Annotated in this window: 22 protein-coding genes; 20 read left to right on the top strand and 2 right to left on the bottom strand. The window is 50.5% G+C overall.

Translation table 11 applies throughout. The features are described from left to right. Window positions 1–272: 272 nt before the first annotated feature. The 20 genes from WC356_03545 (at window position 273) to WC356_03450 (ending at window position 9,722) form a co-directional block, all read left to right on the top strand. A complete protein-coding gene (locus WC356_03545) occupies window positions 273–785 on the top strand; it encodes a hypothetical protein (protein ID MFA5382215.1) in 513 nt (170 codons plus the stop codon). Window positions 786–796: 11 nt separating this feature from the next. Next, window positions 797–1,102 (top strand): hypothetical protein, encoded by a 306-nt coding sequence (locus tag WC356_03540; GenBank protein ID MFA5382214.1) that lies wholly within the window; start codon window positions 797–799, stop codon window positions 1,100–1,102. After that, window positions 1,099–1,386, top strand: coding sequence for a hypothetical protein (locus WC356_03535; GenBank protein ID MFA5382213.1), 288 nt, complete (start codon window positions 1,099–1,101; stop codon window positions 1,384–1,386). Before WC356_03540 ends, WC356_03535 begins: the two co-directional genes overlap by 4 nt. Continuing rightward, on the top strand, window positions 1,383–1,841 hold the full coding sequence (locus tag WC356_03530; protein MFA5382212.1) for an HNH endonuclease signature motif containing protein: 459 nt from the start codon (window positions 1,383–1,385) through the stop codon (window positions 1,839–1,841). The genes WC356_03535 and WC356_03530 overlap by 4 nt, the downstream gene beginning before the upstream one ends. Then, complete coding sequence (locus WC356_03525) at window positions 1,834–2,784, top strand: YqaJ viral recombinase family protein (GenBank protein MFA5382211.1); 951 nt, start codon at window positions 1,834–1,836, stop codon at window positions 2,782–2,784. The genes WC356_03530 and WC356_03525 overlap by 8 nt, the downstream gene beginning before the upstream one ends. Further along, window positions 2,781–3,092, top strand: coding sequence for a ribosomal-processing cysteine protease Prp (locus WC356_03520; GenBank protein MFA5382210.1), 312 nt, complete (start codon window positions 2,781–2,783; stop codon window positions 3,090–3,092). The genes WC356_03525 and WC356_03520 overlap by 4 nt, the downstream gene beginning before the upstream one ends. A gap of 18 nt (window positions 3,093–3,110) precedes the next feature. After that, entirely contained in the window at window positions 3,111–4,031 is a 921-nt protein-coding gene (locus WC356_03515) for a recombinase RecT (GenBank protein ID MFA5382209.1), read from the top strand. Window positions 4,032–4,416: 385 nt separating this feature from the next. Continuing rightward, window positions 4,417–4,674 carry a hypothetical protein gene (locus tag WC356_03510; protein MFA5382208.1) on the top strand — a complete coding sequence of 86 codons (258 nt, stop codon included), beginning with the start codon at window positions 4,417–4,419 and terminating at the stop codon, window positions 4,672–4,674. After that, window positions 4,671–4,970: a hypothetical protein gene (locus WC356_03505; protein ID MFA5382207.1), complete on the top strand. Its 300-nt coding sequence runs from the start codon at window positions 4,671–4,673 to the stop codon at window positions 4,968–4,970. The genes WC356_03510 and WC356_03505 overlap by 4 nt, the downstream gene beginning before the upstream one ends. Further along, window positions 4,967–5,194 (top strand): hypothetical protein, encoded by a 228-nt coding sequence (locus tag WC356_03500; GenBank protein MFA5382206.1) that lies wholly within the window; start codon window positions 4,967–4,969, stop codon window positions 5,192–5,194. The genes WC356_03505 and WC356_03500 overlap by 4 nt, the downstream gene beginning before the upstream one ends. A gap of 1 nt (window position 5,195) precedes the next feature. Then, window positions 5,196–6,035, top strand: coding sequence for a phage replisome organizer N-terminal domain-containing protein (locus WC356_03495; protein ID MFA5382205.1), 840 nt, complete (start codon window positions 5,196–5,198; stop codon window positions 6,033–6,035). Beyond that, window positions 6,032–6,265: a helix-turn-helix transcriptional regulator gene (locus tag WC356_03490; protein MFA5382204.1), complete on the top strand. Its 234-nt coding sequence runs from the start codon at window positions 6,032–6,034 to the stop codon at window positions 6,263–6,265. Before WC356_03495 ends, WC356_03490 begins: the two co-directional genes overlap by 4 nt. Before the next feature lie 209 nt (window positions 6,266–6,474). After that, on the top strand, window positions 6,475–7,053 hold the full coding sequence (locus tag WC356_03485) for a hypothetical protein (protein MFA5382203.1): 579 nt from the start codon (window positions 6,475–6,477) through the stop codon (window positions 7,051–7,053). Continuing rightward, window positions 7,050–7,388 carry a hypothetical protein gene (locus WC356_03480; GenBank protein ID MFA5382202.1) on the top strand — a complete coding sequence of 113 codons (339 nt, stop codon included), beginning with the start codon at window positions 7,050–7,052 and terminating at the stop codon, window positions 7,386–7,388. Before WC356_03485 ends, WC356_03480 begins: the two co-directional genes overlap by 4 nt. Then, entirely contained in the window at window positions 7,385–7,651 is a 267-nt protein-coding gene (locus tag WC356_03475) for a hypothetical protein (GenBank protein ID MFA5382201.1), read from the top strand. Before WC356_03480 ends, WC356_03475 begins: the two co-directional genes overlap by 4 nt. Next, entirely contained in the window at window positions 7,648–8,139 is a 492-nt protein-coding gene (locus WC356_03470) for a hypothetical protein (protein MFA5382200.1), read from the top strand. Before WC356_03475 ends, WC356_03470 begins: the two co-directional genes overlap by 4 nt. A gap of 1 nt (window position 8,140) precedes the next feature. Then, window positions 8,141–8,398 (top strand): hypothetical protein, encoded by a 258-nt coding sequence (locus WC356_03465; GenBank protein ID MFA5382199.1) that lies wholly within the window; start codon window positions 8,141–8,143, stop codon window positions 8,396–8,398. Beyond that, window positions 8,371–8,760 carry a RusA family crossover junction endodeoxyribonuclease gene (locus tag WC356_03460; GenBank protein MFA5382198.1) on the top strand — a complete coding sequence of 130 codons (390 nt, stop codon included), beginning with the start codon at window positions 8,371–8,373 and terminating at the stop codon, window positions 8,758–8,760. Before WC356_03465 ends, WC356_03460 begins: the two co-directional genes overlap by 28 nt. Window position 8,761: 1 nt before the next feature. Beyond that, window positions 8,762–9,142, top strand: a complete 381-nt coding sequence (locus WC356_03455; protein MFA5382197.1) for a hypothetical protein — start codon at window positions 8,762–8,764, stop codon at window positions 9,140–9,142. After that, entirely contained in the window at window positions 9,132–9,722 is a 591-nt protein-coding gene (locus WC356_03450) for a hypothetical protein (protein MFA5382196.1), read from the top strand. The genes WC356_03455 and WC356_03450 overlap by 11 nt, the downstream gene beginning before the upstream one ends. 97 nt (window positions 9,723–9,819) lie before the next feature. On the opposite strand, the gene WC356_03445 is transcribed toward WC356_03450, so the two are convergent. Both WC356_03445 and WC356_03440 read right to left on the bottom strand, forming a co-directional pair. Beyond that, a complete protein-coding gene (locus WC356_03445; protein MFA5382195.1) occupies window positions 9,820–10,245 on the bottom strand; it encodes a hypothetical protein in 426 nt (141 codons plus the stop codon). 54 nt (window positions 10,246–10,299) lie between these two features. Beyond that, window positions 10,300–10,479, bottom strand: coding sequence for a hypothetical protein (locus WC356_03440; GenBank protein MFA5382194.1), 180 nt, complete (start codon window positions 10,477–10,479; stop codon window positions 10,300–10,302). Between the last annotated feature and the right edge of the window lie 92 nt (window positions 10,480–10,571).

Below are 10,571 nucleotides of genomic sequence, written 5' to 3'. Positions count from 1 at the left end.
CAGCCCACCGCAAAGGCGCGTTTCGTTATCCAGGACGACCAGCACTACGAAAGGGTGAACCGCTTTGATGCCAGATAACGCCATCTTTACCGGCTATGACCCAGCGGAACAGGCCGAGCCGGAGGACCTAAGCGAGTTCTACGATGACCTTTACGAAAGAGAGCGTGACAAATGAAAAGACGCATCACCAGGAACCGCTTGCTGGCCCGTTACCTGCGCTGGCTGGACCGGACCAGGGAACATAAGAAGATGGCCCGCATCACGGAAGCTCAATGGCTCATGTACCTGGAAAACCAGGAGTACCGGGCGAATCACTACTACGAAAAAGAAGGGTGGAGGGGATAGTGGAAAGCACAAAAATTGTTGATGTTGGTCTAAACATAGACCAAAACTTCCTCAAGGCAGCGGTACAGGACATTGTAAACGCTGCGCTGGTAAAATCGCTTGGTGACCCGGCTGAACTGGTCAGGCAGGCGATTGACAGGACCATCAATCAGAAGGTGGATTCTGACGGGAAGATTACCCGCGATGAATACCGTTCTGAGCCTTATCTGAATTGGCTGGCAAAGAGGGTAGTAACGGATACCGTCAAGGAAGCTGTTATGCAGATGGTTAAGGAACACGCTCCCGCATTAAAGGCAGAACTGTTGCACCAGCTTAGGACGCAAAGATTCCAGCAGAACATGGCAGCGCAATTCCTTGAAACCGTAGAAAAAGCTGCCGTGGATACCTGGAAAATGCCTATCAGCGTGGAGTTTGTTTTACCGAACAAAAGCAGAGATTAGGAGGTCAAATAATGTCAGTCAAGAAGTTCAAGGTGACCATCAACGAACTGGGAAATCCCGATGCCATGAACAGGATTGTCTGTGACGGAGCTTTAATCGTCTGCGCGAAAAACAAGGAAGAAGAAATCCGGCCCTACATGGTCGGGCAGCTCCCCCGCTGGCAGACGGTCCGGATGGCAATCCTGATGGTGTGCGCAAACATGGAAGAAAAGGACGTGCCGGCGCTGCGGAACATCATCGAATCCACCTTTGACGAAGCGGAGAAGGCAATGATGCTGCAGAGGATGGAGCAGGAGCAGAAGGGCAAGAGCAAATGAACGAAAGCGGATACATCGCCACCTACAAAGAAGGCGACACAACAAGTCTTTACAGGGCAATAGCCCAGCTCATGTTCTCCTTTGCAGACCGTTCGGCCCAAGCGGGCGGTCATAAGCCGGGGAAGGTTGAAGTTTTCGACATTGAAATGGACGCAATGAAGAAAGGCATTGAGGACGGGACGTATCCGGAGCCGTATTTCATGGTGAAGAAACCGGCAGACCATGATTCAGCAATAGGTTGGAAAGCGATTTTTGACTTCATGGACAAGGAGGGAAAGAAATGAAAACCTTGCTGGAACGGTTTGAAGCGAAGTTAGAAAAGACTGATGGATGTTGGAATTGGACTGGCGGAAAAAACAAAAACGGGTACGCACAGATGAGCGTTTACGGGCATCCCCAGTATGTGCATCGCTTGGCATATGAAATTTACATTGGAGAAATACCGCAAGGGAAACACATTCTACATCATTGCGACAACCCTATTTGCTGCAACCCCAATCATCTTTTCCCCGGTACAGACAAAGACAATTCGCTCGACTGTAAAAACAAAGGGAGGAACAACAAAGGGGAGAAAAACGGAGGGTCTAAACTGACGGTTGATGACGTTATTGCAATACGAAAATCAAACGAAGCCCCGAAAGACATTGCCCCGAAGTATGGGGTTAAACCACAAGCGATATACAAAATTCGTTCCGGAGCTAGGTGGAAACACATCAAAGAAGGGGTGCAAAATGTCTGAAATAAAATCAAAGGTAATTCGCATACCTTATGACCCGGATGACCGGGATGGATGGTTGGAGTTGCGCCGTAAGGGGTTGGGGGGGTCCGACGCGGCTACAGTGGTTGGGTTAAACCCTTTCTCAAGCAAACTCTATCTTTACGCCGACAAGATGGGCCTGATGCCGGAGAAGGAAGATTCAGAAGCCATGAGGGAAGGGCGCGAACTGGAAGATTATGTTGCAGGGCGATGGTCAGAGGCCACCGGAAAGAAGGTGCAGCGGGTAAATGCAGTTCTTTTCAATGAAAAATACCAGTGGGGGTTGGCAAATCTTGACCGCAAAGTAGTGGGAGAGCCTGCTTTATTAGAAGTGAAAACTACATCAGCCTGGAACAAAACAGACTTCAAAAACGGAGAGATTCCCCCGCAATACTACTGTCAATGCCAACACTACCTTGCCATAAGCGGGTACGAAAGAGCCTATCTTGCCGTCCTGGTCCTCAACACAGCCTTTTACACCTTCGTTATAGACCGTGACGAGAAAGAAATTGAAGCCCTGATGAGCGCAGAGCGTGACTTCTGGGAGCAGCACATCATACCAAAAATCCCTCCCGCCCCGGATGGTTCTGAATCCGCGATGGCTGTACTGGATAACAAACTCTTTATCGATGACGTTGCCCTGATTCCAGATACCGACCCGCTGTTTGAAGAATACGAGCGCATCAGCGGAATCATTAAATCCTATGAGGAAGATAAAGACGAGCTGAAGCAACAAATCATTGCCAAAATGGGCGACAAAGCAAGGGCGCAGGCGCAGACATGGAGCGCGTCATATTTGCCGCAAGAACGCACGACGATTGACAAGGACAAGTTACTAAGGGCGTACCCCCAGGCATTTGGCGATTGCGTCAAGACCAGCACCTACCGGACGTTCAGGGCCAAGAAGAACAAGGCGCAGGCATGACCACAATTCAAGCATTGACCATTGACGGCCAGTATTCGGGCTTTGATGTGGTCGGTCATGCCGGGGCGGGAACGATAGGAAATGACCTGGTATGCGCCGCCGTATCCTTCCTGGCCATCACCTGCGCCAACGCGCTTGAATCTGTGGCAAAGGTTAAGCCGGTTTTCGACCAGGCTGATGGGCGTATGTGGGTTTTTGTTAACCCTCATGACCTGAACCACGATGCCAAAGTCATCCTCGATGTGTTCATGCAAGGCGCGAAGGACCTGCTGGAAGCCTACCCCGCAAATGTACAACTGATTAAATAAAAGAAAGAGGTTACCACAATGACAGAGAACTATCAGAATACCTTTTCGGAACCCAAGAACAAAGCGAAGCCGGAATCGGCCCCTGTTCCCCTTAAGAATACCAGCGTGATTCAGCAGGCCACGGATACCAACGCAAAGGCCGCTGAAGCCGCCAAGAGCAAGACCAACATCATGCGCGAAATCGTGAGCATGGCAAGCGTCAAGAAGCAGCTTGAAAGCGTCCTCAAAGAAAATGCCGGGAGCTTTATCGCTTCCCTGATTACCCTGTACTCGTCTGATACCTATCTTCAGCAATGCGACCCGCAGGCCGTGTACAAGGAAGCGGTCAAGGCCGCTGTCCTCAAGTTGCCCATTGAAAAGAGCCTGGGCTTTGCGTGGGTGATTCCCCGGCGCGTGAAGGGCGTTATGACCCCTGTCTTTCAGATAGGGACAAAAGGCTACGTTCAGCTTGCACAGCGCACAGGGGCCTACGCTTCAATTAACGCGGGAAACGTCTATGAGGGCGAGCTGAAGGTCATCGACAAAATCAGCGGAGATATTGACATATCCGGAGAGCCTACATCCGATGTTGTCATTGGGTATTTCGCCTATATCCGGACCGTCAACGGGTTCAGCAAGACCCTGTATTGGAGCTTGGAGAAGGCGCTGAAACACGCGCAGACCTTCTCTGATTCCTTCAAACACGGGAATGAAATCTGGTCCAAATTCAGGGACGAAATGTTCCAGAAAACCGTCCTGAAGGCGCTCCTGTCCAAGTGGGGCATTATGTCCATCGAAATGCAGAACGCGGTCAACTATGAGAACGCTGACGCTGCCGATGCCGCCATTGTGGATGATACGCCGTTCCCGCCGCCGCCTATCCAGGCAGATGGGAGCGTGGACGCTGAAACCGGCGAGATAACCCCTGTTTCCCTCCTGACAGACGCAACTTTAACCTAACCAATGCCAGGCGCAGGGTCAGGACGCGCTGCGGGCGACGCAAAATGCCCTTTCTTTCGAGGGTATCAGGTGGTCTATATCACCTGCGAGGCCCCGGAGGAACCGGCTCTGTCTGTAAAACTCGTCTTTCGCAGGCGCCCTGATTCTGACCGCTTCTTCCTGAAATACTGCGCAACCTGGGACTTCAAGCAATGCAAGGTATACAAGGCGGTTCAATCTAAGTATGACGGCCCTGACGGTACAACCGTAACCTAATGAGTAACACCTCTCATTGGCGCTGTCCTGTGGCCCCCTGTTTTTCAAGCGCATGGCTACGCTGATTTTTCCAGGGGATAAACCATAAAAGGGTCAGCTACGGGGCCTTAATGAATAAAGGAGGATGACCATGACAGACGGGAAAATGATGCTGATGCCGGCCAAAAAGGGAACCTGCCCGGAGTGCGCCGTAGTCCACGCGCCCGAAATGCCGCACAACGCTCAGTCTCTTTATTATCAAGTAAAGTTTCAAATGGAGCATGACCGTCCCGCTAAATGGAGTGACGCAATGGCGCATTGCTCCGAAGAAGTAAAAGCCATTTGGATTGACGAATTGCGCAAGGCTGGTATCTCTGAAGAACAACTTGTCACGGGTACACAGCTATGACAGACAGAGTAAAGCCCTCTCCGGAATGCTGTATGTGCGGCGAGCAAGTCCCAGATGACGCAGAGTATTGGGATATAGACAGCGGAGATTGTATCGTGTGTGACGAATGCTATAAGAACATGAGCGTAAACGATGCTGTCGACCTGTTCTGCGTTGAGGTCAGCGATATTCTTGATATGCACGATGTAAACAAAAAGACGAATGACAATAAGCCTTCCCCTGAGCCGCCCATTCCCGGCCAAATTGAAATTACAGATGATGGCCAGCTTAGGGAATACAAGCAGGTGGCATCATGAGCAAACACGAGAATACGCTCCTGAATCACTACATTGCTGGCGATAGCTATGAGGACATCGCCGCCATATGCGGTATCACCATTGAGGAAGTACGCGCCTACATGATTAAACAGACCAGCGAGGACCTTTCGGAAGTGAAGCCGACAACACAAACCCTGTATTCCAAGCGCCATGCATCCAGGCTGGAAAGAGGGCTGACGGAAGAAGCGGGGCGAGAGGTCTGATATGGCAGATGTGAAATGGATTAAGATTGCCGTTGACATTTTCGATGATGAAAAGATTCTGTTGATTGAGCAAATGCCCGAAGGCTATGCGGTTGTAACGGTATGGTTCAAGTTGCTATGCCTTGCCGGGAAACAAAACAATTCAGGAGTGTTCATCATTAACGAAAAGATACCCTATACAGAAGAAATGTTTGCGGCAATTTTCAGAATGCCTTTGCAGATTGTCCGACTTGCGCTTACCACCTTTGAAAAATTCGGCATGGTTGAGATTATCAACGCCACCTTGACTATACCGAAATGGGGCAAACATCAAAGCCTTGATAAACTTGAACAAAAGAATGAATACATGAGGAAATACATGGAGGGATACCGCGAGAAGCAAAGGCTGATAACAAGCGGTAAAGTTAACAGTAAATCTAACAGTAAAGCTAATGTTAGCTCAGCAGAACTAGAACTAGAACCAGAACCAGATAAAGAACCAGAAGAAGATAAACGTAAGAGGCCCACGCCCCCTCACCGTAAACACGGAGAATACGGCTGGGTCAGGTTAACGGACGAGGAACATACCCGCCTGCTGGCAGACCTGGGGGAAACGGAACTGGCGCGCTGCATTAAGTACCTGGACGAATCAGCGCAGGGGAACGGGAACAAGAACAAGTGGAAGGACTGGAACCTGAAGATACGGCAATGCGCCCGGGGCAAGTGGGGCGTTGATGGAGCAGGGCCGAAGCGCAAGAACGCCTTCCAGGACTATGACCAGGGGCCGGAACAGCCGGGGATGTACGAAACCGGCATTGACCTGCTGGCAGAAGCCAGAGAACTGAAGGAGGGAACTCTATGAACCGACAGGAAGCAGAAGCGATTGTCAAGGCGAACCTGACGAACCAAATCAGGGACAACCTGGAACTAAACGGCATAAACGGCTCACAGCTTGCGGGGCTGATGGGGGTAGACAGATTCCATTGCTCAAAGTGGATAAGCGGCAAGATTATGCCTTCCCTGCCTGCGGCCCTGGCGATGTCCCAAAACCTGGGCGTGACACTGGACAGGCTGGTGACGGGGCATGATTGACTACCTGAACCCGCACCGCATCTACACGGATAAACCCACCTACGATTACCCGATTGTGGAAATGGACGGGACGATTACGGTAGTGCAGCCGATTGAGTTGGAGAAATAAATCAAGCTGACGAAGGGGGAAAAGGCATGAAACCGAGGGTGCGCAAAAAGAAGATCGGCGAAGGTGCTGAATTACCTGATAGACAAACACTTTTTGGAAGATGATTGGCGGGAAGCGTTTCAAACCGCCCTCGCCGCCCTCGCCGCCCAAGGCTGTAAACGGCGAAACATCGGACGGATACCATACATTCAACGAATTGTACCATCACCGGGCGTTGCTGTTCAGCGTGATTGTCAATTTGTTTCAGGCTCGCTCATGGAAATCCAAACAGCATGACGATGGCACGATGTATGACGGGATGTTTATCGTTGGCATTGAAACCCCGAAAGGGCAAGCGACATACCATTATGACATTGAGCCGTATTGGGGATTGTTTGATTGCCGTGAATTGGAAAAAGCGCCGAAATGGGACGGGCATACACCGAATGATGCGATTGAGAGGATTGCGCATCTGAAGTTTGAAAACCTTGAAATCTATCACCCAACACAAAAGCCCAAGGTGGACGAACACGGACACGCACTGTGCGGGTGCGGGAACAAGGCAAAATTGGAGCATGACAGTTACGGATGGTATCACATCCTCTGTTCTGCTTGTGACATGAATGGCGGTAATTCAACCGAAGCAGAATTAGTCTGGGACGAGTGGGACACCGCTATGGGATTAAGGAGGGACGCATGAACAGGGAAGAAACCCAGAAATTGATTGACAGGGTTATGCAATGGCATATCCAAAGCACGGGTGCATCAACGCTTGTTTCTGGTACGCTTGTATATGACATTATCCAGGCTTTGGAACTCGCCGCCGTCCCCGTCTGGATTCGGACGGCTGACAGGGTGCCTGTGGAAAGTGACGGATTAACTATATGCGTTGGAGAAAACGAAAGCGGAGAATTGATAGAGCAAGCGGGTTGGTCATTGGCAAAAAAGCAGACGCAGAAGATGAGAGATGAATTTACACAAAAGGGCTATGTCTACTGGCTCCCCTTGCCCGCTCTGCCGGAGGTGGAGAAATGATTATCAAAAGCATCCAGAAGTGGTTTTTCAACAGACGGGCAAAAAGGTTTGATAAAGCGTTGGGCTTTGCGATTGAAAGGGCGAATATCCTGCGCAAAGCGAAAGGGAGAGCCGTTGTTTGCTCATACTGCGGAAAATTGATGCCGATATGGGAAGCGGGTGTAATATACGACATCAAAGAAAACAGACTGACATACCATCATGATGAATGCTTTTACGCAAACGAACATGTGAGCGACAAGATGCCGGAGGAATTCAAATGAAAAAGCTACTGTACACCCTGTTAATCCTAACGCTCATCACCATCCTTACCGCCCTCAACGCCCACGCTTACACCCTTGAAGCCATTATTTCTGACGAAATCGAGGGGATGCTTGACAGCGAAATCGTCATTTTCGCAAGCGAGTTGAACATCAGCAACGGCAGACAGGAACACGGCAACGGCGAAAGGGGCATATTCGGGAAACTCGTTCACGCCGGGACGGTGCTTTCCATGCCCGACAGACTGCGCTTTGCCGAGTCAGCGAGGGCAGAGGTAACGCGGCTGCTGCTTGGGCCGTGGACAGTACCAGGGAACACGGAACTCAAACTGGTGCGTAGGAATGGATTGGCATTAGATTTGAACACTGGGAAATGGAAACCGTACTCCGGGCAGGCGATTGCCGCCCGACATGTCACGGAATATTTCGGCGGGCTGCGGGTGAGTTTGCTGGCGATTGACGGCGGGCTGACCGTGTTGAGGGTGAGGTAATATGCAAAACGAAAAGCAAGAGCCTGGTATCGTCTGCCAGCACGGTATTGACGCAGTTATGACCGGGGACATAGCGGAAGATGCGAAAGAGCTGTTTGATACGGCCGTGAAGATAGTGCGCTCAATTCTTGACGAGCATAAAGCCGTTGGTCTGCGCGGATACCGCATTGGCTGGACTACGGCCCCGCTAAGCCTGTACGAGAAGATAGTCACCGATGAAGGCATAGTGATATGGCGGTTGAAGGAGGGAAGCTCATGACCTACGAATTTACCATCCCCGGCCCTCCATGCGCCAAGCAAAGGCCAAGGTTCACAGGGAAGCATACCTACACGCCACAAAAGACAGTGAACTATGAAAACCTTATCAAACTGTGCTATCAGGGGCCGAGGTTTGAGGGAGCTGTGGATATGGAGATTGCGGCGTACTTTGCAAGACCGAAAAAGAAACTGCCCGAAAATGCGCTGCCGACCAAGCGCCCGGATTGGGACAATGTTGGAAAAATCGTGTCTGATGCGCTGAACGGGATTGCCTACAATGACGATTCACAGATTGTACACGCACAGGTGAGCAAGTTTTACGGCAGCCCGTGTGTGTGGGTAAAAATAACGGAGGTAGTATAGCATGAAGAAGATTGAAGGACTAAGCCGGGAAGATGCGTTCAAATTCTTTGACGATGCCATAAAAGGAGTGTGCGCCCCGCGTTCTGATTGCACCGGCAGCACCATGATGCTATGGCCAATAAACGAAACAGAAGAAGAAAAGATAAAGGCCTACATCACAGCCAGGGATGCATTAAACCCCAAAGCAATCGAAAAGGAGAAGGACATGGACAACACGGAACGGGCAAAAGATGAAGTGCGGGAAGTAGCCAAGGTATTGAGGGAAGCCCGGAACAAGTTCCCGAACAAAAGGATTTTCACGATTGAAATAAGCTCGCAAGCGGCGGATTACCTGGCTGAATCACTGGAAGCGCTGGGGAAGGGAGAAGCGAATGAAGAATAAGAAGAAGGCGCTGCGTGGAGCGCTGTGGGGCAAACGGCCCAGGAGGATTTACATTGCAGGAGAATTGGCAGAGGTTAAACCCTACGGCTCCCCGGACAGCTACAAGAGCCTGAATGACATCCCTGGTTTCAATGAAGCCATGAAGCAGAGTGCAGCGGAGTTAGGACGCTTGATGGGGTCAGAGAAGCGCTCCGTTGCACAGGACGGCCCGTATCATGGCGCTGACTTCATGCAGAAGTGCGCGGACGAGGTCAAAGACAGCCTTGAACAGACCAAGAGAAGGCTGGATAAGAAGAATGAAATCCTGTACGGCGGTCCCAGGGGCCAAGGCAGAGTTATGGCGCTGCTGGACTACTTCAGAGGCTATTCAGACGCAAAAATGAACCAACCCGACCCCTGCATTCATGACTGGATTATATTAGGAATTGTTGAAACATTCGAGCAACTTCAAGCGGTCCTTGAAAGCGTAGGACTTGTGGAAAGAATTAAAGAAGCGCAATGGGATACTGCGAAAAGAATGATTGCACAGGCGCTTCCTAAGGAGATGAAAGGTGGTGGTCACGATGTGAAGAAAGAATAGGCACAACATCCTCACGCAAAATACACAGGTTAATCCGTGTATGAAAAACAAAGGCCCCCTTGTGCCGGGGGCCGCTTTTTATTTGAAGTTTTGCAGTTTATCCGAGTTTGCTTTCAATCAGCGCGGACAGGCCCACGCCTTTCTCCTGGCTCTCCCGACGCAGGCGCTCAATCAGGCCGCGCGTGAGGTACAGCGTGACGATGGTTTTGCTCTCGTCCTCTTCGATTTTACCGAACAGGTTTTCATACTCTTCAGCTTCCATATGGGATTCCACCCATTCGCGGGCCTCTTGAAAAGACAGCGGGATGATTTTCTCGCTGCCCGATGTGCTGTTCTGTTCAACCTGGCGGGAGTACTTCGTCATAGGGCCGCCTTTTCCGTGGAGAAAAAACTCACCCGTTTTCTTTTGGTACAGTTCCTCTTCGAAGTGTCTGAAGTCGTTCCAACTGCCGCCGTTGCTGTTCTCACCGATGAGCTTTGCTGTGTCTGTGTCGTACTTTTTGCCCTCAATGATTTTTTTCATGGTGTACCTTTCTGCCGGATTTAGCCGTCCGGCCCGGCCTGTGGCCAAGAATACTTAGTCGTTGTCCGGAAACCGTTCGGCCATTGCGTCCTCATTCATCTTGGCATTAACTGCCGCGCTTGCTTCGGCCTGCGTAAGACCCGCGTTAATCATGGCATTGTAGAAGTCCTCATATTTGTTGTACACGTTGCTCATTTCCTTGCCTCCTTGTTTTGATACTCTCATTATACACATACTTTAAAGTAAGTCAACATATAAATATGTTTTAATGATGTTTTTATTGTTGTTAGTACCGGGACTGATATTAGCCGGAGTGCCGTGATTGA

The organism is Candidatus Micrarchaeia archaeon (assembly GCA_041653315.1).
In the GTDB taxonomy this organism is placed as follows: Archaea; Micrarchaeota; Micrarchaeia; order Anstonellales; family JAHKLY01; genus JAHKLY01.
This window is presented reverse-complemented; position numbering and strand designations above follow the sequence as displayed.

What these genes read in the sequence shown, in the direction of transcription:
- WC356_03460 (MFA5382198.1), top strand. Translation starts at nt 8,371, where the DNA reads ATGGCGGTTGAAGGAGGGAAGCTCATGACCTACGAATTTACCATCCCC.
- WC356_03475 (MFA5382201.1), top strand. Translation starts at nt 7,385, where the DNA reads ATGATTATCAAAAGCATCCAGAAGTGGTTTTTCAACAGACGGGCAAAA.
- WC356_03465 (MFA5382199.1), top strand. Translation starts at nt 8,141, where the DNA reads ATGCAAAACGAAAAGCAAGAGCCTGGTATCGTCTGCCAGCACGGTATT.
- WC356_03440 (MFA5382194.1), bottom strand. Translation starts at nt 10,479, where the DNA reads ATGTGTATAATGAGAGTATCAAAACAAGGAGGCAAGGAAATGAGCAAC.
- WC356_03530 (MFA5382212.1), top strand. Translation starts at nt 1,383, where the DNA reads ATGAAAACCTTGCTGGAACGGTTTGAAGCGAAGTTAGAAAAGACTGAT.
- WC356_03535 (MFA5382213.1), top strand. Translation starts at nt 1,099, where the DNA reads ATGAACGAAAGCGGATACATCGCCACCTACAAAGAAGGCGACACAACA.
- WC356_03455 (MFA5382197.1), top strand. Translation starts at nt 8,762, where the DNA reads ATGAAGAAGATTGAAGGACTAAGCCGGGAAGATGCGTTCAAATTCTTT.
- WC356_03515 (MFA5382209.1), top strand. Translation starts at nt 3,111, where the DNA reads ATGACAGAGAACTATCAGAATACCTTTTCGGAACCCAAGAACAAAGCG.
- WC356_03505 (MFA5382207.1), top strand. Translation starts at nt 4,671, where the DNA reads ATGACAGACAGAGTAAAGCCCTCTCCGGAATGCTGTATGTGCGGCGAG.
- WC356_03520 (MFA5382210.1), top strand. Translation starts at nt 2,781, where the DNA reads ATGACCACAATTCAAGCATTGACCATTGACGGCCAGTATTCGGGCTTT.
- WC356_03480 (MFA5382202.1), top strand. Translation starts at nt 7,050, where the DNA reads ATGAACAGGGAAGAAACCCAGAAATTGATTGACAGGGTTATGCAATGG.
- WC356_03490 (MFA5382204.1), top strand. Translation starts at nt 6,032, where the DNA reads ATGAACCGACAGGAAGCAGAAGCGATTGTCAAGGCGAACCTGACGAAC.
- WC356_03545 (MFA5382215.1), top strand. Translation starts at nt 273, where the DNA reads ATGGCTCATGTACCTGGAAAACCAGGAGTACCGGGCGAATCACTACTA.
- WC356_03525 (MFA5382211.1), top strand. Translation starts at nt 1,834, where the DNA reads ATGTCTGAAATAAAATCAAAGGTAATTCGCATACCTTATGACCCGGAT.
- WC356_03485 (MFA5382203.1), top strand. Translation starts at nt 6,475, where the DNA reads ATGATTGGCGGGAAGCGTTTCAAACCGCCCTCGCCGCCCTCGCCGCCC.
- WC356_03450 (MFA5382196.1), top strand. Translation starts at nt 9,132, where the DNA reads ATGAAGAATAAGAAGAAGGCGCTGCGTGGAGCGCTGTGGGGCAAACGG.
- WC356_03445 (MFA5382195.1), bottom strand. Translation starts at nt 10,245, where the DNA reads ATGAAAAAAATCATTGAGGGCAAAAAGTACGACACAGACACAGCAAAG.
- WC356_03470 (MFA5382200.1), top strand. Translation starts at nt 7,648, where the DNA reads ATGAAAAAGCTACTGTACACCCTGTTAATCCTAACGCTCATCACCATC.
- WC356_03495 (MFA5382205.1), top strand. Translation starts at nt 5,196, where the DNA reads ATGGCAGATGTGAAATGGATTAAGATTGCCGTTGACATTTTCGATGAT.
- WC356_03540 (MFA5382214.1), top strand. Translation starts at nt 797, where the DNA reads ATGTCAGTCAAGAAGTTCAAGGTGACCATCAACGAACTGGGAAATCCC.
- WC356_03510 (MFA5382208.1), top strand. Translation starts at nt 4,417, where the DNA reads ATGACAGACGGGAAAATGATGCTGATGCCGGCCAAAAAGGGAACCTGC.
- WC356_03500 (MFA5382206.1), top strand. Translation starts at nt 4,967, where the DNA reads ATGAGCAAACACGAGAATACGCTCCTGAATCACTACATTGCTGGCGAT.